Raw genomic sequence first — 16,978 nt, 5'->3', positions numbered from 1 at the left:
CCTGAAATTAGACCAGGTCAGTGGATACAAATAGGACAAATCCTCGCCGTCGTCGCAAATGTTTACCAGGCCGGACAAGGGTTTGGTGACTGCGAGGTAGTCTTTAATCCGCGAAAGCCTACAAACTGTGATGCCGAATGGCGTGATGGAGCTTGGAGATTCGTTGACTCGTCTGACTTTGGCGGGTATGCCGAGTCAAGTACTCGCCTACACAGATATGTGGCGATACTTCAGGCGGGAAAGCTGAGGTAGACGATATACTTCTCATAGCCCCATTCACTGCCAAGCCCCCTTTCTGAAACGAAAAAGCCCAGCGAAATGGCTGGGCTTCGAACTGTTAGAAGACAGCTAAGGAGTCAATTTAACTCGATGCACGGTCGGTACGGAATTGCTTGCAGCGGCCTCATCTGCTTTACGCCAGATCTCCAGTGCATCAAGACGCGTTTGAACAGCCGGAATACTGTTTGTATCCAAGCACTGCATCACTAGCTTGAGGCTTGCATAGGCTTCGTCGGCGGTCAGATATATTGCAATGATCGTATCGAGGTAATAGACCGCCCATACCTCTGCTGGCAAATTCCCGTTGCTCAAAACATTGGCGATCTTCAGAAAAAACTCATTTAAATCTGAAGTATCAACTGGAGAAATCCCGAGACGAACCATAAACCTTACTCCTTTGAGGTGAGCGTCGATTATCTCGGAAACCAAATAAAAAAGCCCGACTAATTGGTCCGCCCGTTTCTATGGTGTCGCGCTGAAACAGCTGAACACCGTGTCATGAAAACAGTTGTTTATCCGCGTGGAAAGGCTTTTCACACAACCTGGCGAAATACCTCCAAAGCGCAATCTACCCATGCCGTGCCGGCATCGCGAGTGCTTGAGACAGGCCGGTATAGCCTGCTTTGGGTCTCGCTTACTTATTGGCCCCAGAAGCGTCTTGCTCGACCACCAGATCTAGCACATAGACCTTCGACGGTGCGTCTGCTGGCGGATTCTTCCAATCGTATTCCTTTACCCTCAGCACGGTACGCACACCGTCATGATGCTCGAAGCCTTCGGTACACTGATAGAGCAGATGCAATGTGCTTGGGTCGGAGGCTGCAGACCGGCGTCTTCATAACTGCACTCATACACGTTAGATACTGCTATATGGGGATCATCGGATGGCTGGCTCAGAGTAAAAATGGGAGAGCCTAATGAGTGCCAATAAAAATTAATGCACCTAACGGTCGAAAAACCAAGGCCGTTTCTCGAATTTCAATCCGGTAGTCGTCAGCCACTGCGGGTGCCACTCCTGGTTAGAGAGCAAACAGCGCAGTCGATGCTCCGAACTCAACCCTACTAGTTCACCGAGGGCCTCCGCGCTTCCACAAATCCAAAAAAATGATTGCAAATAGCCATTAAAATCGATTAGATCGTCATTTTTTAAAATCAGTGACTGTGATATGCAACCTCGCTCTGAATCCCTGTTTCATTTTACAAAAACAATGGACGTTCTTCAATCTATACTCATAAACGGATTTTGGCCCCGTTATTGTATAGAAGATGTCCAATGGCAGAATTATCCAGATGTAGATTTTGTAGCTTTCCCGATGGTGTGTTTTTGCGATATTCCGATCAGCAGAATCTCTGATCATGTAAAATTTTATGGTAAGTTTGGGTTAGGACTAACGAAAGAGTGGGCAATAAAAAACAACCTCAATCCAGTATTTTATTTCGCGAAATCAAATGAGCTACACAACTCATTTCAAAAGATCATAAATCTCCTCGAACCACTCAAAGAGCCAGAAAAAACTAAAAGAGCAACAGACGTACGCCATATTTTAGCTCACTCAAAACCAATCAAAGGCCGCATGCTTGTTAATGGAAAGCATCTTAATAAAGATTTCTATCAAGAATCCGAATGGAGATACGTCCCAAAGCATGAAAAAGCACCAAACCTTCTGCGAATGAAAGACCATGAAACATCAGTAGAAAAATACAATGAAATGACGCGAACCTCCTGCCTTGTTAAATTTGAACCCAAAGACGTTCAATATATTTTCGTCCCCGCCGATCAAGATATACCAGAGATCATAGATTTCATCACCTCTAAGCTAAGCAACTTTTCCGCCAGAGACTTAAAAATTCTGACGTCGCGTGTCACCTCATTAGAAAACATAAACCGAGACATGTAAAAACTTAGCGTCCTCCCTCTGCAGAAAAAACGCTCCTAAAAATCAGGCTCTTAAGCCTACGAGGCCCGTCATACGAGATGCGGCCTCGCGTAACATAGTCTGCCAGCTCGAACCACTCCTATAAAGCGTCAATATCTTACAAAGCCACTTCGACAAATTCTGCAGTATATTGAGACTGATCACTTTTCTTGCTGAGAGGCGCTTATCTACCAACAACGTCGTTAACGACATGTACTCATCAAATGGATAGTATGGGAGAATAACTCATTCAGTTCGTTTCAGAGCAGTCGCAAATTTCGCGAGCACCATGAACATATTAGACTTAGGGAGCCTTATGGAAATTATTACCGCTGAAGAATTGGAGCTAAGAGCCTCGCAAACCGCAAAGGAATGCGGCGGTATCCAGCCTATGCACACCCCGTTTTACACTCTGTCAATTAGCTATTCCGCAGAACGTTGTCTGAGTGCGTTTGATTTGTACGAGCACCTTTTGGAAAATAATGCTGACCCGGCATCGTTGATCAGTGCGGTCCAAGAGGCTGTTGGGCACGCAGGGGCATTATCTAGATACTTTTGGCCATCCCCTACCGGCAAACGTAACAATCAATATGAATTGAAGTTTGCGCGCGGAAAAAAACTACGCGAAATATATAAAATTGGTGAGGATTCACCGCTCGCGAACAGAGAGCTAAGAAACGCGTGGGAACACTTTGATGAGAAGCTCGATTCTTATGTCTTATCCAATGATGCGGGCTGCTTTTTTCCAACGCCCATCATAGACTCGCATACACTAGCCGATGAACCGATAGGAAAAATATTCAAGCTTATTGACCCTAACAATCACTGCCTGGTTTTGCTCGGGAAAAAGTTCTTTTTTGAGCCTATTCGTGCAGAAGTGGAGAGAATTTTTATTAGAACCTCTGAATGACGTACGAGGTCGCTTTGGGTTGACTTTTGTCCGTGGTGGATAGGATGCGCACAGGTCAAGTCGAATGCAAATGGGCGGTGACGCCCATTCAGTTACGCATTCTGCGTCTGACAGCTAAGCGCCTTGCCATGAAAACAGGTGCTATCCGGCAGGGAATAACTGTTCACGCAGCGGTACGGAGTACCTCAAGGGCGCAGTCAACCCAAGCGACACCGGCCTTGATCACCTCTCGTGCCTTCGCTTCCCCGATGTCACTCTCCCTGGCGATCCGGAGTGCTGGCCACTTCGCCCCGAAATACAGCCAAATAAAATTACCCATTTGCTCATCGCGAATTGAGAGCCTGGCCACGGCCCTATCAATCGCCAAAGCTACTTCATCAGTGACGCTGTAATGCTTGATGCCACCTGTGCTGGCGTTGTTGTCTCGGATTAGGGCATAGAGGGGGGACACGTAGTGAGGCACGCCCATCCCATCCATTCGCCACCAGCCCCACTGTTCCAGTAGATACTCGGTATCGCCCAGTGGCTTGTTGACGTAAGTACGCTTCTTCACGCTGCTCTCCTCTTCAGTTCCTTGATCTTTGCTCGGTATTCAGCCTTGATGGCCTTGATCTGTTCCACATCGTACTTACGGGGCGCATGAGGCCCTTCTAGCCAGGCAACTTTGTCCGCGCCGACCCGCAGGACTAGGCGGATGCGGTACTCCACGGCATTGCCGGATAGATTGCGATTGCACTTCACGCATTGACGATGGATGTTCAGCGGCTCAAAGCGCAGCTCCGGGCAGGCGCCAACGGACCGGTAGTGCCCGGCATCCCAGCGGCTCCCCGTCATAAGGTCGTTGTCGTTCGGCGTCGAGTCGCAGCTGATGCACGGTAGATGAGCGTCACGCAGGCGCACGTACTCGTTCACTGCCGCCTGGGCTTCACGTAGGTGATCCGCCCTGCTCTTCAGCTTCTCCTTACGAACCTTGATTTGCCGGCGTTCAACCTTCGCCAGTTCTTTGCGTTTTTTCTCCTGCTTGGCCCTGGCGATTACTACAGCGCAATCCGGAGAACACCAGGTTTGGAAGCTCACTCGTGGGATGAATGAGGCCCTGCAACTTGGAACACGGCACTTCTTCGGGCGAGGCTGATTGGGGGAAAGGCTCACGCATAGCTCCCAATCATCTCCGCGGCGGCCAGGGCCTGCTCTTCGCTCTCAAAATGAGCAGACAGCACCAACCTCCAGCAGGCGTTGAATACGTCGCGATAGAGAGGTTCAAACTCCGTCTCGTCCATACTCGCCCAACTGATCGACTTAGCTTTCTTTCGAATTCCTTCGGGCGTTTGGATCAGGTGGAAATGCCCCGCTTCGATGGTCACCCACTCACGAAACGCCTCACGGCTCTTTTCCACCGCCGGGAACCGAGCCGCGCGGGCTTCCTGCAGGCCGGAGATATATGCCTCCACGGCGTGGGACAGCTGCCCAGGCTTACCGCTCTGCGCTTCGAAGTACTTGGCCAGCCCCAGGATGCCGCGCATTTCCTGACGAGGGATAAGCCCTCCCACTGGCTCCCAATACTCCCAGGCTAGATCGAGCATGGAGAAGAACTTGCCGTGGAACTTGCCATTGCGCATGCGCGTGAACTTGCCGTGGATCACCTGGCCAGCTTTCCACTTCTGGACGGCCTCACGATCAGCCTCGGTAGCCGGCACCAGGCCTTGGGCAGTACGAATCAATGCGAGCTCAGCCATGGCCTGCTCCCCTCTTGATCATGATTTTTCGCTTGAATAAAATCCGCCGAACCAGCCTCCACCGCCCGTAGGCCTTGCGGAAGTCTGTACGCGAGCGAGAGGCTGGACTCCCCTTTGCAGTTCGCCCCCATCACACGCCCTCCCTGCTTTGGATCATCGCGATAGCAGCCCGAGCCTTGCGCTTGCGCAAGTAGGTATAAACCCGATCGGCCTGAGCCTTTTTGCGTCGCTCATGCTCCTGCCGGGCCTTCGCGACTTCGACGATCTGGCGTACCTCAGCAAGCTTCTCTCGCACGCGAGGAGATGGCTCAATAACATCGCCTGACAGCAATCCGGCAATGGCCCGGCCATCGTCAGTGATCGCTGCAATACGCAATTCAGCGAGGTACTGAGCGCCCTGCTCTTGCGGGATAAGCTTCATCCGCACAGCAGATTCAATGGCAGCGATGCGGCGAACGGGATCAAAGCCGAGAGATACACTCCAGGACACCGGGGAAGCCTCTGTACGGGCCTGGGTAACGAGACGTTCGTAAGCACTGATGAACGCCATGCGTGCACCGACTTTGTCCCCCAGACGCAAGATGGGGGCTGCTGCGTTCATGGCCTGCTGGATCTCAGCGGTCAGCACCACGGTTTCGCTTTCGTCACTCGCTGTGAGTGCAATAGACCAGGCCTCATCCTTGCCCGGGCGTCCATCCGAGAGCTGCACGCGTGACAGGATGTCCGCCATTGCAAGACGCCCTTTCACCTCATTTCGGCAAGCCTTCAAGGCTGCTCGCACAACCGACACCGGGTATACCGCAAGATCCTCGGCCATGAGTGCTGCGGTGCTGGGGCTTATTTCCTGCCCCATCGCTTCGGCCGTGCCGCAGATGGCGGCAGCCAAACCCGCAACCTGGGTAGCGTTCATCTCAGAGGTATTCATTGCGCCCTCCTGCTTGACGGTTTGCGAGGACCAACTGAGCGGCCTGCTCCGCTGCGGACAAGTTGGCTTCGGTGCGTTCCATTTGGCGGGCTGTGGTGCCGTTCACCCGCTGACCGGTTACCCATTGCGTGTGATAACTCTCGGCATTCGCCAGAAGCTCGTTGATGCTGTGGCACTTGCGAAGAACCGCGGCATCGCTGGTTTTCAGGAAGTGAGCCGCGACGTGGTGGGCGACTTCGGCGCCGAGCCTGTCCACGAGTAGGGCCATCTGCTTGCCCGTCTTGGCGTTCCAAACGGGCCAGGCGCCGTAACGCTTCCGGTAGGCCATGGCGTAGTTCGCCCAAATCTTGAATGTCTTACAGGCCTGATCCTTGGGGCCTGGCATGTCTGCGGGTATCTCCACCCGCGGCTGCTGGGGAGCGAATGGCACAACCTCACCCGTCACGACCTTGGTGGAAGCCTGGGGCGTAATTGGTTCAATGACCGGTTCATTGACTGGTTCAAGAGACTGACTGGTTCTGGGTGCAGCTCCTGCACTACCCCCTGGTGCAGGAGATTCACTAGGGGGTGAACCTGCTGCACTACCCTGGTGAATCTGCTGCACTACCCCTGGTGCAGGAGATGCACCACCACCGTCGAGAGTTAGGAAGTAGACATTCGAAGAGTTGCCCTTTGGGCCACCCTTTCTGATTTCTTTTCGAAGCAACCCTGACGCGCACAACGCGGCGATATGGTTCATGACAGAACGCTTGCTGATCTCACACTGGTCCGCGATGTGCTGGTAAGACGGCCAGCACTCACCCATATCGCTTGCATTGTCTGCCAGTTTTATCAGCACCAGCTTGCGCAGTGGATTACCGACGCGAATCTTCATCGCGGCGACCATCAGGCCCATGCTCATACTGCACCTCCGGCGAAGACGCGGAAATCAATCGTCTGCATGCCTTTCCAGCTAGGGCACTCAAATACGAAAGCGGATAGCAGCGCTTGCCGGGAGTTCCAGCCCAACTCCTGCGCCTTCGTTTGGTTGATGGTGACAGTGAATTGCATGTCAGCCCTCCTCCAACTGATCGACATTTTGGACGTGCTCCATCCAACGTTTCGCCTGATGGAAAATCGCCTCGATGTCTCGCTGGTTGAAGCAGCGCATTTCACTGGGAACGATCTTCAAATCAAGAACAGCCAGGATCTGTGCAAACTGTTCGAATTTTTCCGGTTTCATCCGGCTGATCGTTGCTTCATCGCAACCCACCGCATGCGCGACGGGAGCATTGCCAATCGATGCAAGCCTCTGCATGAGAACGGTGTAGTTCTTGCGCGCCCTTGAGGACTGATCTTGGCTTAATGGACTCGTAGACATGATCAGGCCACCGACTTGGAGGCTTCCGCCTCCTTATGCATGGCCTCAATCGCTTTGCCGGTTTTGTAGCCGATGCCCGCGCCTTTGCTGGCACGATGGATTGTTGGCTGAGTTGTGCCGGTTGTTTTGGCGATTGCAGCCTGGGAAAAGCCCCAACCGACAAGGTCTGCAAGCATTTTCTGGATGGTCATCTTGGAGCACCAATGCGTATACGTATTGATTGATGATACGCAAGCGGATTATTGACTGCAATAGACTCGTTTTTTAATACGTTTTCTGATTGGGTAATTTGATGAAGATTGGTGAAAGACTTGCTGCGGAAATGGAACGCCTGGGCTTGTCAGAAGGCGAGCTAGGGCGACGCTCCGGCGTAAATCAGCCCACCATCCATCGGATTATTACCGGGGATTCGAAGAATCCGCGCCAGGACAACGTGGAGAAGATCGCCAAGGCTCTGGGGGTTACGTCTGATTGGTTGTGGCGTGGCGATCGTGAGAAAGGAACGAATGTTGTTTCAGCGAACTTTGCCAACAGAGCAAAGGGTGAAATCGACATTCCTCAATATGACGTGGTGGGATCTATGGGACCAGGACAGGTAGCGCCAGGTGACTACATTGAGACGATTAAGAACATCACAGTTCGCACCGAGTACCTGCGGGAGCAAGGCGTACATTACAGCCGAGTTGAGAATCTGGCAGTAATTACAGGGTTTGGTGAGAGCATGGAAATAACCTTCACTAGCGGTGACCCTCTCATAATCGATAAGGGTGTGAATGAGGTTTTAGTCGATGGCGTCTACTTATTTTCTTTAGACGATGTGCTCTACATCAAACGTCTACAGAGACTGCCTCGAATGATTCGCATGATTTCTGACAACGATGCATTTCCTCCTTATGACATCAAGGGGTCGGAACTCGAGCTCCTTAGAGTTCACGCCCGAGTGCTCCTGGCCTGGAATTCTAAGAAGCTTTAGTAAAGCTAGATAGCCCCCCCCTACAGAGGGTCGCTTAGCACCCCAATCGCCCACCAAAGAGTGGGCGTTTTTTCGTCCGGAGAAAAATCAATGCATTTACGTATTGACCAATTCAATCCACTTTCGTATTGTCTGCATGCCGCAGCGATACGAGAACGGATGTTTAGTCACCCGCATGACATCTCCGGATCACCACCGGCCCAGATGCAAAGGCAGCGATGAACCGGCCTCAACGGTTCAGAGGGTTGGCAACTGACCCAGGCGTGCAGCGTAAAGCGCCAAGACCAGTTTTCCGGCGGACACAGAGTCGCGGCCGGAGGAACAATTTGAATCGATCGGTACCGCTCCAGTAGAGCCGAACGATCAAGGACCTTTTCACTGATGCACCTGGTCACCCGGGTGCATTGGGAAAACAACCTGGAGAAGGAAATGAAACCGCGAAATATTCGACCTCGAGCGATATTGGTGACGACGATTTCGGCTTCGCTTTCGCTGATGATCCTGAAGATAACTGACATTGTCGGCTGGTCTTGGTGGCTGATAACGGCACCGCTATGGGTCACCTATCTAGCAGGAATCATCTGGCTGATCGCCATCCTGGTTATAGCCAGCCGCCGTTGACCATCTACCCAACCAAACAGCATCTCAACTCTACCAACACAACCCGCATGCACTCCCCTCCACGCCCAACGGCAAACGTCGGAGCAGACGAGTGCAGCCGAATTTTGTTGGACTGGCACCCGCCGCTATGGAGGCGATCATGAACTCAGCATTGAAGATCTGTCAGGAGCGCTACGACGCTCAGTTACCGCCTCCAGTGAGCGAGACGGCTGTGGAGTTTGCTCGCAAGGAGTGGATCTACAACGCGGTGGAAACGCTGGTTGACCGCCGCAGCGATGTGCAATTCAAGCGACGGCTGCATGCCCCCCAGGGCGTGACATTCAAATCGTTCGCCTCCGAGGTCGAGCAGTTCGCAATCAACAGTGATAGTAAAAGTCCCTGTGCAATTGGCGAAATGGTAATCGCCGGCCTGCTGGGTGATCGGTTCCTGGCCCGAGACGGCGCCGAGGACCTGATGGCGGTAGCCGAACCTATAGAACAGCTCAGGATGATCGCTCAACGTCTCGTTGAGCCTTTGGCTGATGACGCCCTGATCGCCCAAGCAGAGGACGATGAGCTATGAGCCCATACGTTGAAATCGACAAAGCACTAATGGCCCTTGAGGACCCGGATAAACCGCAGATCGAAGAAGCCCTCACCGAAGGCTTAATTGTCCGGCACTACACTTCGGGCGCGATCAACGCGGAAGAATTCCATTGGTACAGCGCACGGCTTCTGGACGTATGCCGGCGGCGCAAGGAGATGAAATGACGACGCCACCGGTTAAATCACTCATCGATGAAGAGCTCGAAGACATCAGCGCTCACAACCTACGTGAAGCTTACAAACTGGCCGAGCGCCGCGGCTACTTCGGGGCGCCGATTGAGCAGTACGCCGAACCCAGCTACGGAGGTCGAGTACTCCAGGTCCTTCGCTATCGGGCACAACAACAGAGCTGATTAGCCTTCTCCTTTAACCTGTTCTTCGCATTGCACCCACGCGTTAAGTCGCGAATTTGATATGCGGATCAAGTCGATCCAGACCCTATCCTTCTCTCAATGCTGCGTCTAACGCGGCAAGGAATTCTCATGACCACGAATATGCGGATCTGGGACCAGGTCGATACCACTGACCCAAGCGCAACAAAGAACTTCACTGGTATGGGCGGTTTTAAGGGCACCGCCATCAAGCCCACTTACCTGATGCGTAAGGCCACTGAAGTATTCGGCCCTTGCGGCGAGGGTTGGGGCTGGACGGTCCTTGAAGACCGGTTCGATGAAGGCGCCCCACTCCAGGCACCAACCAAAGAATGGCCGGACGCGCCGCGCATCAACGCGAAGCTTCATACGCTCAAAGTTGAGCTCTGGTATCTGGGTAAGGACGGCCAGAAATGCACCGTCCAGCACTACGGGCACACCCCCTTTGTATTCCCGCAGCAGGGGAAAATTCTGACCGATTGGGAGGCGGCCAAAAAGTCCCTCACAGATGCGATCGGCAAGTGCCTGCAACCTCTCGGTTTCTCGGCTGACATCCACTTGGGCCTGTTCGACGATGCAGCCTATGTCGACGCCGTACGAGATGAGGTGGCTATCTCCAAGGCAGAAGACCGTGTTGCTGAAGAAGAAAGGCAGCAGCAGGAACGCCTGGACTACATCAGGTCAGTCATTGAAACCATGAAAGGTGCTCAGTCGGCGCAGGAGCTCAAAAAGATCCATGATCACGCGGTACGTCGACTTACAGCGCGCAATGACGACACCGCCGTCAAACGAATCGCCAAAGAATTGAAAGACCTCTCCCCTAAATTCGATGAGGAGTCAGCAGCATGACTGAGCTCTACGCACTGACCGGTCAGTTGGCCGAACTGGCAGCCATGGCCGACACAGATGATGAAAACCTGAGCCAGGCCATCCAGGACACTATGGACGGCATCATCGGTGAGTTTGAGGTGAAGGCTGAAAGCGTTGTCATGTTGTCGCGCAACATCGGTGGCGATATCGATGCGATTGAAAAAGAGGTCGACCGCCTGAATGAGCTCAAGCGGATCAAGAAGAACACCGTCGGCAAGCTCAACGATTACCTCCGCAGAAACATGGAGGCCGCTGATATTAAGTCGATCAAACGTCCCCTATTTACCATCACGCTTGCGCTGGCTCCCGAGAAGGTCATCGTCGACAAAGAAAATGACCTCCCCGATGACTTTACAGTGGTTAAAACGGACATCGTTGCGGACAAAAACGCTATCGCCACCAGGCTCAAAGAAATTCGCGATCACAACGAAGCCGTCCGCAAGCGCATTCAGGCTGGCGAAGACGCCGAGCACGAACTGATTCCAGAGCCAATCTGGGCGCATCTGGAACGTGGCGAAAGCTCAATCAGAATCAAGTGAGGTCTCGATGATCAGCAACCACCTCAGCATGATTGAGCAGCTTCGTCCTGCATCCGAAGATCTGACCGCTCAGATCGAACGGTTCCTAGCCACGGGTGGCAAGATTGATGTGGCAAAGCCACTCGGCTACAAGCCTAAGCCGATCACGTACAGCAACCAGATGCCGCCAGCGCCGAAGCCATTTGTTCGGCGCCGCACTGAATCGACATCTCTGCCTTTGGATGCGTTCGATATCAGAGAGCAGGCCCGCCTAAAGCTGATAGAGCACATGCGCCAGTTAAGCGGCACCCACACCCAGTCAGAAGCGGCCGCAGCCCTCGGCATCAGCCGGCGGAACGTCTACAAACACGCCAAGCTGAACGAGATCACCTTCAAGAAAGCAGCCCGGGGCGGTGCAAGCGATAGGCATCGGCATGAACAAGTCGAGGCCCGAGACGAAAAGTACGCTGAGCGGATCCGTACCTTCCTGGAGTTGGGCATCACCCGGCGCCAGGCCTGCGGAAAACTGGCAATCGGCAACAAAGCCTTTGAGCGGATCATCACCAACCACGGTATCGACTACCCCAAAGCGCGCCAAGGTTGCACTTCATGCGCCGCATAGCCCGCATCCAGCAGCGCGAAAGACAAACCTGGCTCGCACTGCCGGCCAGCGGAATTGAAGAGGTAGGCCATGGCCAAGAACCCAGCCGAGCGCAAACGCGATCAGCGCGAACGGGACAAGATGACCAAGGCGGAAAAAGAAGCCGCGCTACTGTCACGCCAGATTGTCACGAAGCTTTATCACAGCGATGACGCAGCGCTAAAGCGAGTCATGGCCAGGGCCGAAATCGACGAAGAGCAAGACCTGATTTCCCGCTTTATTCGCGGCGCTGACCGCATGACCGACGAACAACTGGCTGATCACATTCGCATTGCGTGACATGCCGCCGTGACATTAATCCACGCTACTCGCTGCATCGGGAGACGAAGACTCGCGTATATCAACACCAATCTTAGCGGCTGAATGATAATTCCACTTAAATTAATCGGATGGGATCCACTTTGCCGGGACCTGGCTATTATCGTACCACCAGCATTTTCTACACCGGCCACATTGGAGAACAGGCGACGATCCATCTCTCGCTACCTTCTTTGGCTTTTTCACCGAAAAATAAACGGAGTTGCCCTCGAGCACCGCCGCCATCCCGGCCTCACAACAAGGCTTAACACCAAACTGCGGGTCATCGTGTGGCTTCCAATATAGTTCGAGATCGTTATAGAAATCGTCCTCAGGACCGCCCCTCAGAATAACCAAGCCTTCACTAAGTAAATACTCCGCCTTACAGCGACCATATTCATCAAGGTCAAATTCAACATAACGTGGACCAACTACTTTTATATAACTAGGATTGTACTTCCGGTACTTTTTCTTAACTTCATTCTCTATACGATACGACAAACCCATTTCTCCCAGCCATGATCCGGCTCCATGCCGGACACCCGTAATACCCTAACTCAAACCAAATTGCCACCACCTGTAACGGAGGGTGGCGCCTGTATTGGAGAACACCATGAGCAAAAAAGGCGAAGTCACCCTAAAGTGGGAATGCAGCGCCTGCAATGAGCTTCACGACTGGGAGGACGATGCGAAGCAGTGTTGTCAGCCAGAGGTTTCTGAATGCTGGGTGTGCCCAGCTTGCGAGCAGGCCCACAGCGACAAGAAGGACGCTGAACATTGCTGTCCGGATGCTGAACTGGCGGTTACCTGCCCGTCATGCCTCCGGGAACACGACCTGGATGAGCTGAGCTTTCACGCTGTTCGGATTGCCGGTCACTGTACCGAATGCAATCCGATGTTCACCGTAGATCAGCAGATGGCAATCCAAGACCTTCACTACCTGAACACAGGGAAAAGCCGAAACCTGTTTGCCTGACCCGCCCTAACTCAGCCCGGAGCAGTAGCGGTTTAAGCTCGTAAACAAGGTCACGCCATCGAGCAATTTCACCAATCAGTTGCAACCCGAGATGAGCCTCAAGTTCAAGGTCTTCGTCAGTAAGGCTGAGCAGGCGCACAACCTCTTCACCGATTACCCGAATCGCCATCACAGCGGTTTTCGCACTCATCACGGTCACCGTCAGGTTTTTCGCGAGTGCAAATAAATAGTCCAACTTAACCAATCACGTCACCCTGGCGGTTTGGAATGACCCTCGATGTCGCCATGGCAGAGGCCCGCAAGGAAAACGCCGGCACCCGAAAGAACGCCAAGGGGCCCGGTGGCGTCGAGCCGATACCCGAGGCTGAATGGTTGGAAGTGGCCGCCAAGCGCACTGAAAAAATCACCGGGGGATGCGGTTCGCCAACTCTCGCAGCGGTTCGACGCGCCTCAGTACGCCGAACAGTTCATTGAGCTGGCACGCAAGACCACATGGTGCCGCGACATGCAGATAAGGGCCAAAGCCGTGCTGATGGGCGCCAAGGGCAAGCCGATCATCAACGCCACGACGAAGACGCTGAAAATTGGCTGGGCAGACTACGCTCCATCGAAAAAGTCGACCTAGTCAAAATTCACAATGGGGCTCATAAGCTCGTGAACCGTAACCTCAAGGCGTGTGATGACTGGAATAGGCCGACCTTTGCGCTCTGCCTCCAGGAGCGTCTGTGTTCGGGCGACATAGAAACTTCGCCCGTCTTCAGCTACCGATCGAAGAACGTCCTCGCTGATGGAATAGCTCCGACACTCCAAGCAGTTGAACTCGACGAAACCTGCTACCGGAAGCATCCGATCGGCCAGTGAGCCGCAGATAACACACTTATCCTTTCCCATACAAACCTCCCTGTGAGTAATCCTTCAACTGTAGCTGAACCCCGTCAGCTATCCACCGCCGTGCCCGCCGCGGCAAGGACTTCCCATGCCTACAGAAAACAAACAGGCCGAGCCGCTGAAGGTTGAGCGTTCAACAGTCACGAAACTGGTGATCACCGGAGCTCCGCGGCTCGAGCCGATAACGGTTTTCCTCGAGGACTTCGGTCGCCGCGACTGCCCGACTGAATCCGACCCGAACTACCAGACTGCCCAGGGCAAGGTCACGATCAACTGTTGGGACAAGAGCTGGAACGCATACTGGGGTGGAATGGGACCTCGCACGGTTGCCGAGTTCGTAGTGAGGTGCGATTGGCCCTATGTTCTGAACTGCCTGGATCGCGGGATCAGTAGCACGCGATTCAGCGGAGACGCGCTCCATGCCTTCGCCAAGAAGTGCGTTGTCCAGCGCCGCCGACAACAGACTGGGAGCTTGGCGAGCTGAGCAAGAGCGAGGCTCGCGAGCTATGGCAGGACATCGAGGTTCTGACCAGCGTCGAGTCGCCAAACGAGTGCTGGCATCACAGCAAGCTACTGACGGAGCTGTTCGGAGATGAATGGCACTTCCCAGTCGACGACAAGGCGATCGAGGAAAATCACGAATTCACATACTTGCGTCGCGTCGTTGAGGCCGTTCAGGACGCGCTGCGCCAAGAACAAAAGCAGGTAAAGGTATGAAAGACGCTCACACAATCAGCAAGGTCAGAAAGTCATCGATCAACAAACTTATGAATCGTAAATATCCTTGAAAATAGTGAATGCTTCCGGAAGGGGCAAACCGTGGATCTTAAGATCCCGAATAATTGGAGAAAATTTTATTCGCATTGACAGATCTTTAACCGCTATCGAAAACGCGGCCTTGTTAAGGCGAATAAAACCATCCGCACGCATTTTCCATTCATCCGGCTCGCCATCTGAGCTCGGTGAAAAACGTCTCGGGAACTCTTGAACGGCGAGTTTGAAGCAGTGCATATTATTGATCTGCGATTTTACTTCACCATCATCAAACGAAAGCTTTCCTGAAGAATGAGCAAACTTATTTCTTAGCTTTCTTACTATTTGCAAATCATCAAAAGTGGCTTTATCTATAAAACCAAACGCAAAAGCTATAGATATTTTTGCCGAAAAATTAGATAACGGTCCGCTTAAGTCAAAAATATCCTTGACCTGTTTTTGCGACATCACATCCAGCAACATTTTTTCCTTGAGCATGCTGACAAGACTATCTTCAAGTAATGCTGCGCCAACTATCGCCGCCCCTCTATCTGACTCATCAACAAGGTCGAACTTTTTTCTTGGCGTCTCTGAATATCGTGAGTCTTCTGCCATGATTTTGCCTGAATAATTGATCCACCCTGCCGAATCCTGCCACAACACGGTACAACCCGCTATTAGCACAACCTCCCTCAAATCCAGCCGCTATAGCGGCAAGGACGAAGTCATGCCTGAAGAAATTGCAATTAGCCTCAATCGCGCAGCACGGGATGTCGTCGCCGAACGTCAACGCCAGGTTTCAGCCGAGGGTTACTCGCTGTACCGGGATGACCTGTACGTGAAGAGCGAGCTGGCAGAAGCCGGCGCGATCTACGCGCGCCTTGCCGGAAATCCAACAAGCATCTGTACAGCTTGGCCCTGGGGTCAGGCAACTTTCAAACCAAGCGCTGATCGGCGCCGTGACATGGTCAAGGCTGCCGCTCTTCTGCTGGCAGAAATTGAGCGCTTGGATCGTGTTGGCTTGGTAAAGCACTGGCCTGTCCGGCGCGACGAGAACGGCATGTTCCGGTACCCAGGCCTGCCTTCGTTCGATGAGGGAGACGGCGACAAGTGCAAGCAGTGGCTCGCTGAGCAAGGCCTGGTCCTGAAGACCGCGAGCATTGAGTACGCCGACGAGGCGATCTCTGATCGTTACCTCAACTCTGGCGATCCTGATTGCAGCTATTGGGAGCCAGAAAGGCCCGATGGCGAGGGCTGGTTCTGTCTTTCGATTGGGGACACTGACGACGGCCCTGTCTGCTGGTGGGCGCGCCGGGAGGTGACTCCATGAGCCGCAGCGGATACAGCGATGATTACGGCGGGTGGGGTCTTGTCTGTTGGAGGGGCGCTGTCAACTCTGCGCTCAAGGGTAAGCGCGGACAGGCCTTCTTGATAGAACTGCGTGATGCATTGGAGGCGATGCCGACTAAGCGTCTCATCGCCGACTCCCTGCAAGCGGAGGGTGAGTTCTGCACCATCGGCGTGTTAGGAGCGAAACGTGGCGTCGATATGACGACGCTTGATCCGGATGACCGAGAGGCCGTAGGCGAAGCCTTTGATATCGCCCCTGCCATGGCATCAGAGATCGTTTTCATGAACGACGAAGCCAGTTGGCAGGCAGAAACGCCGGAACAACGCTGGGTTCGCATGCGCGACTGGATCACCTCTCAAATCAAAATCGAAACCGCCTAACCTTCATCCCCCTAAATGCCTGCTGGCGAGCGGCTGGCCACCTTCTGCCGCCAAACGCGGTGAGGACCACCTCATGGAAATACAAAGCGAAACCCTCACCGAGGAAGAGCTGACAGTTATCACTGGCTATCTGCTCCCATACAAACAAATCCAATGGCTAACTGACAATCGTTGGGAGTTCGTTTTAACCGGTGCCCGACGCCCTGTCGTAGGTCGGGTATACGCGCGACTAAAACTTGCCGGCGTTAAGCCCTCGGCGTCCAACGCAGTAGCCGAAACATGGACGCTCGACCTTTCGAATGTGAGCTGACCTATGCGCCAGAAAAGCACAGCCAATCGAGATCTACCGCCCCGGATGATACGGCGCATCCGCAAGGGTAAGAGTGGAAAGACCTGGACATCGTATTACTACGACGGCAGGACTGTGGACGGAAAGCGAAAGGAGATTCCGTTGGGCACCGATCTGGACCAAGCGAAGGTCTGAATCGCCCCGGGTTTCGTAGACACCTCTTTGCCTTAAACTGAGGCCAATCAGGAGGTGCCATGAGCAACCCACGTTATCCCGAAGAATTCAAAATCCAAGCGGTCAATCAAGTGACCGAAAAGAA

Annotated in this window: 28 protein-coding genes and 1 pseudogene; 17 read left to right on the top strand and 12 right to left on the bottom strand. The window is 53.3% G+C overall.

All coding sequences use genetic code 11. The features are described 5' to 3' along the window. Positions 1 to 348: 348 nt before the first annotated feature. Positions 349 to 663 carry a hypothetical protein gene (locus FJD34_RS25180; RefSeq protein ID WP_090290937.1) on the bottom strand — a complete coding sequence of 105 codons (315 nt, stop codon included), beginning with the start codon at positions 661 to 663 and terminating at the stop codon, positions 349 to 351. A 250-nt stretch (positions 664 to 913) separates the two neighbouring features. After that, positions 914 to 1,024: a DUF4377 domain-containing protein gene (locus tag FJD34_RS28570; RefSeq protein ID WP_229689215.1), complete on the bottom strand. Its 111-nt coding sequence runs from the start codon at positions 1,022 to 1,024 to the stop codon at positions 914 to 916. A gap of 421 nt (positions 1,025 to 1,445) precedes the next feature. Here FJD34_RS28570 and FJD34_RS25170 point away from each other — a divergent pair, with 421 nt between their 5' ends. After that, positions 1,446 to 2,177 (top strand): abortive infection system antitoxin AbiGi family protein, encoded by a 732-nt coding sequence (locus tag FJD34_RS25170; protein WP_090290936.1) that lies wholly within the window; start codon positions 1,446 to 1,448, stop codon positions 2,175 to 2,177. A gap of 334 nt (positions 2,178 to 2,511) precedes the next feature. Beyond that, positions 2,512 to 3,105 carry a hypothetical protein gene (locus tag FJD34_RS25165; protein WP_090290935.1) on the top strand — a complete coding sequence of 198 codons (594 nt, stop codon included), beginning with the start codon at positions 2,512 to 2,514 and terminating at the stop codon, positions 3,103 to 3,105. A gap of 163 nt (positions 3,106 to 3,268) precedes the next feature. Here the strand turns inward: FJD34_RS25165 and FJD34_RS25160 are convergent, their stop codons facing one another. The 8 genes from FJD34_RS25160 to FJD34_RS25125 all read right to left on the bottom strand — a co-directional run bounded on the left by FJD34_RS25160 (position 3,269) and on the right by FJD34_RS25125 (position 7,317). Continuing rightward, a complete protein-coding gene (locus tag FJD34_RS25160) occupies positions 3,269 to 3,658 on the bottom strand; it encodes an antiterminator Q family protein (protein WP_090290934.1) in 390 nt (129 codons plus the stop codon). Beyond that, positions 3,655 to 4,257, bottom strand: a complete 603-nt coding sequence (locus FJD34_RS25155) for a recombination protein NinG (protein ID WP_090290933.1) — start codon at positions 4,255 to 4,257, stop codon at positions 3,655 to 3,657. Before FJD34_RS25155 ends, FJD34_RS25160 begins: the two co-directional genes overlap by 4 nt. Next, positions 4,254 to 4,841: a DUF1367 family protein gene (locus tag FJD34_RS25150; protein WP_090290932.1), complete on the bottom strand. Its 588-nt coding sequence runs from the start codon at positions 4,839 to 4,841 to the stop codon at positions 4,254 to 4,256. The genes FJD34_RS25155 and FJD34_RS25150 overlap by 4 nt, the downstream gene beginning before the upstream one ends. A gap of 130 nt (positions 4,842 to 4,971) precedes the next feature. Then, positions 4,972 to 5,766, bottom strand: coding sequence for a hypothetical protein (locus FJD34_RS25145; protein WP_090290931.1), 795 nt, complete (start codon positions 5,764 to 5,766; stop codon positions 4,972 to 4,974). Further along, entirely contained in the window at positions 5,753 to 6,667 is a 915-nt protein-coding gene (locus FJD34_RS25140) for a helix-turn-helix domain-containing protein (RefSeq protein WP_090290930.1), read from the bottom strand. Before FJD34_RS25140 ends, FJD34_RS25145 begins: the two co-directional genes overlap by 14 nt. Continuing rightward, entirely contained in the window at positions 6,664 to 6,816 is a 153-nt protein-coding gene (locus tag FJD34_RS25135) for a hypothetical protein (protein ID WP_373290121.1), read from the bottom strand. The genes FJD34_RS25140 and FJD34_RS25135 overlap by 4 nt, the downstream gene beginning before the upstream one ends. Position 6,817: 1 nt before the next feature. Next, the gene (locus FJD34_RS25130; RefSeq protein WP_090290929.1) at positions 6,818 to 7,126 is read right to left on the bottom strand and encodes a CII family transcriptional regulator; all 309 of its coding nucleotides are present in this window, start codon (positions 7,124 to 7,126) and stop codon (positions 6,818 to 6,820) included. A gap of 2 nt (positions 7,127 to 7,128) precedes the next feature. Continuing rightward, positions 7,129 to 7,317 carry a hypothetical protein gene (locus tag FJD34_RS25125; protein WP_090290928.1) on the bottom strand — a complete coding sequence of 63 codons (189 nt, stop codon included), beginning with the start codon at positions 7,315 to 7,317 and terminating at the stop codon, positions 7,129 to 7,131. Positions 7,318 to 7,418: 101 nt separating this feature from the next. Between FJD34_RS25125 and FJD34_RS25120 the strand changes: the two genes are divergently transcribed. The 9 genes from FJD34_RS25120 to FJD34_RS25080 all read left to right on the top strand — a co-directional run bounded on the left by FJD34_RS25120 (position 7,419) and on the right by FJD34_RS25080 (position 12,004). After that, positions 7,419 to 8,099 carry an XRE family transcriptional regulator gene (locus FJD34_RS25120; protein ID WP_090290927.1) on the top strand — a complete coding sequence of 227 codons (681 nt, stop codon included), beginning with the start codon at positions 7,419 to 7,421 and terminating at the stop codon, positions 8,097 to 8,099. A 381-nt stretch (positions 8,100 to 8,480) separates the two neighbouring features. Beyond that, entirely contained in the window at positions 8,481 to 8,720 is a 240-nt protein-coding gene (locus FJD34_RS25115) for a hypothetical protein (RefSeq protein WP_090290926.1), read from the top strand. 139 nt (positions 8,721 to 8,859) lie between these two features. Next, a complete protein-coding gene (locus FJD34_RS25110) occupies positions 8,860 to 9,282 on the top strand; it encodes a hypothetical protein (RefSeq protein WP_090290925.1) in 423 nt (140 codons plus the stop codon). Next, on the top strand, positions 9,279 to 9,470 hold the full coding sequence (locus tag FJD34_RS25105; protein WP_090290924.1) for a hypothetical protein: 192 nt from the start codon (positions 9,279 to 9,281) through the stop codon (positions 9,468 to 9,470). The genes FJD34_RS25110 and FJD34_RS25105 overlap by 4 nt, the downstream gene beginning before the upstream one ends. Then, complete coding sequence (locus FJD34_RS25100) at positions 9,467 to 9,658, top strand: hypothetical protein (RefSeq protein WP_090290923.1); 192 nt, start codon at positions 9,467 to 9,469, stop codon at positions 9,656 to 9,658. Before FJD34_RS25105 ends, FJD34_RS25100 begins: the two co-directional genes overlap by 4 nt. A gap of 129 nt (positions 9,659 to 9,787) precedes the next feature. Next, on the top strand, positions 9,788 to 10,525 hold the full coding sequence (locus FJD34_RS25095; RefSeq protein WP_090290922.1) for a MerR family transcriptional regulator: 738 nt from the start codon (positions 9,788 to 9,790) through the stop codon (positions 10,523 to 10,525). Then, on the top strand, positions 10,522 to 11,085 hold the full coding sequence (locus tag FJD34_RS25090) for a siphovirus Gp157 family protein (protein ID WP_090290921.1): 564 nt from the start codon (positions 10,522 to 10,524) through the stop codon (positions 11,083 to 11,085). Before FJD34_RS25095 ends, FJD34_RS25090 begins: the two co-directional genes overlap by 4 nt. A gap of 7 nt (positions 11,086 to 11,092) precedes the next feature. Then, the gene (locus tag FJD34_RS25085; RefSeq protein WP_090290920.1) at positions 11,093 to 11,686 is read left to right on the top strand and encodes a hypothetical protein; all 594 of its coding nucleotides are present in this window, start codon (positions 11,093 to 11,095) and stop codon (positions 11,684 to 11,686) included. A 69-nt stretch (positions 11,687 to 11,755) separates the two neighbouring features. Continuing rightward, a complete protein-coding gene (locus FJD34_RS25080; protein ID WP_090290919.1) occupies positions 11,756 to 12,004 on the top strand; it encodes a hypothetical protein in 249 nt (82 codons plus the stop codon). A 917-nt stretch (positions 12,005 to 12,921) separates the two neighbouring features. Here the strand turns inward: FJD34_RS25080 and FJD34_RS25075 are convergent. Then, a complete protein-coding gene (locus tag FJD34_RS25075) occupies positions 12,922 to 13,242 on the bottom strand; it encodes a hypothetical protein (protein ID WP_090290917.1) in 321 nt (106 codons plus the stop codon). Between the two features lie 23 nt (positions 13,243 to 13,265). Here FJD34_RS25075 and FJD34_RS25070 point away from each other — a divergent pair, with 23 nt between their 5' ends. Next, positions 13,266 to 13,472: a hypothetical protein gene (locus FJD34_RS25070; RefSeq protein ID WP_223232757.1), complete on the top strand. Its 207-nt coding sequence runs from the start codon at positions 13,266 to 13,268 to the stop codon at positions 13,470 to 13,472. A 502-nt stretch (positions 13,473 to 13,974) separates the two neighbouring features. Beyond that, positions 13,975 to 14,370 (top strand): hypothetical protein, encoded by a 396-nt coding sequence (locus tag FJD34_RS28565; protein ID WP_223232758.1) that lies wholly within the window; start codon positions 13,975 to 13,977, stop codon positions 14,368 to 14,370. A 281-nt stretch (positions 14,371 to 14,651) separates the two neighbouring features. Here the strand turns inward: FJD34_RS28565 and FJD34_RS25060 are convergent, their stop codons facing one another. Continuing rightward, positions 14,652 to 15,254 carry an MltR family transcriptional regulator gene (locus FJD34_RS25060; protein ID WP_090290914.1) on the bottom strand — a complete coding sequence of 201 codons (603 nt, stop codon included), beginning with the start codon at positions 15,252 to 15,254 and terminating at the stop codon, positions 14,652 to 14,654. 445 nt (positions 15,255 to 15,699) lie between these two features. Here FJD34_RS25060 and FJD34_RS25055 point away from each other — a divergent pair, with 445 nt between their 5' ends. From FJD34_RS25055 to FJD34_RS28560, 4 genes and pseudogenes are all read left to right on the top strand, one after another. Then, positions 15,700 to 15,969, top strand: coding sequence for a hypothetical protein (locus FJD34_RS25055; RefSeq protein WP_373290122.1), 270 nt, complete (start codon positions 15,700 to 15,702; stop codon positions 15,967 to 15,969). Next, the gene (locus FJD34_RS25050; RefSeq protein ID WP_090290913.1) at positions 15,966 to 16,370 is read left to right on the top strand and encodes a hypothetical protein; all 405 of its coding nucleotides are present in this window, start codon (positions 15,966 to 15,968) and stop codon (positions 16,368 to 16,370) included. Before FJD34_RS25055 ends, FJD34_RS25050 begins: the two co-directional genes overlap by 4 nt. A 73-nt stretch (positions 16,371 to 16,443) precedes the next feature. Then, entirely contained in the window at positions 16,444 to 16,680 is a 237-nt protein-coding gene (locus FJD34_RS25045) for a DUF4224 domain-containing protein (RefSeq protein ID WP_090290912.1), read from the top strand. 3 nt (positions 16,681 to 16,683) lie between these two features. Continuing rightward, positions 16,684 to 16,851, top strand: a pseudogene (locus FJD34_RS28560) (integrase); the annotation flags it as partial. Positions 16,852 to 16,978: the final 127 nt, after the last annotated feature.

Source organism: Pseudomonas brenneri (assembly GCF_007858285.1).
In the GTDB taxonomy this organism is placed as follows: Bacteria; Pseudomonadota; Gammaproteobacteria; order Pseudomonadales; family Pseudomonadaceae; genus Aquipseudomonas; species Aquipseudomonas brenneri.
The sequence above is the reverse complement of the archived record's forward strand: the minus strand, read 5'-3'. Positions and strand labels throughout refer to the sequence as shown.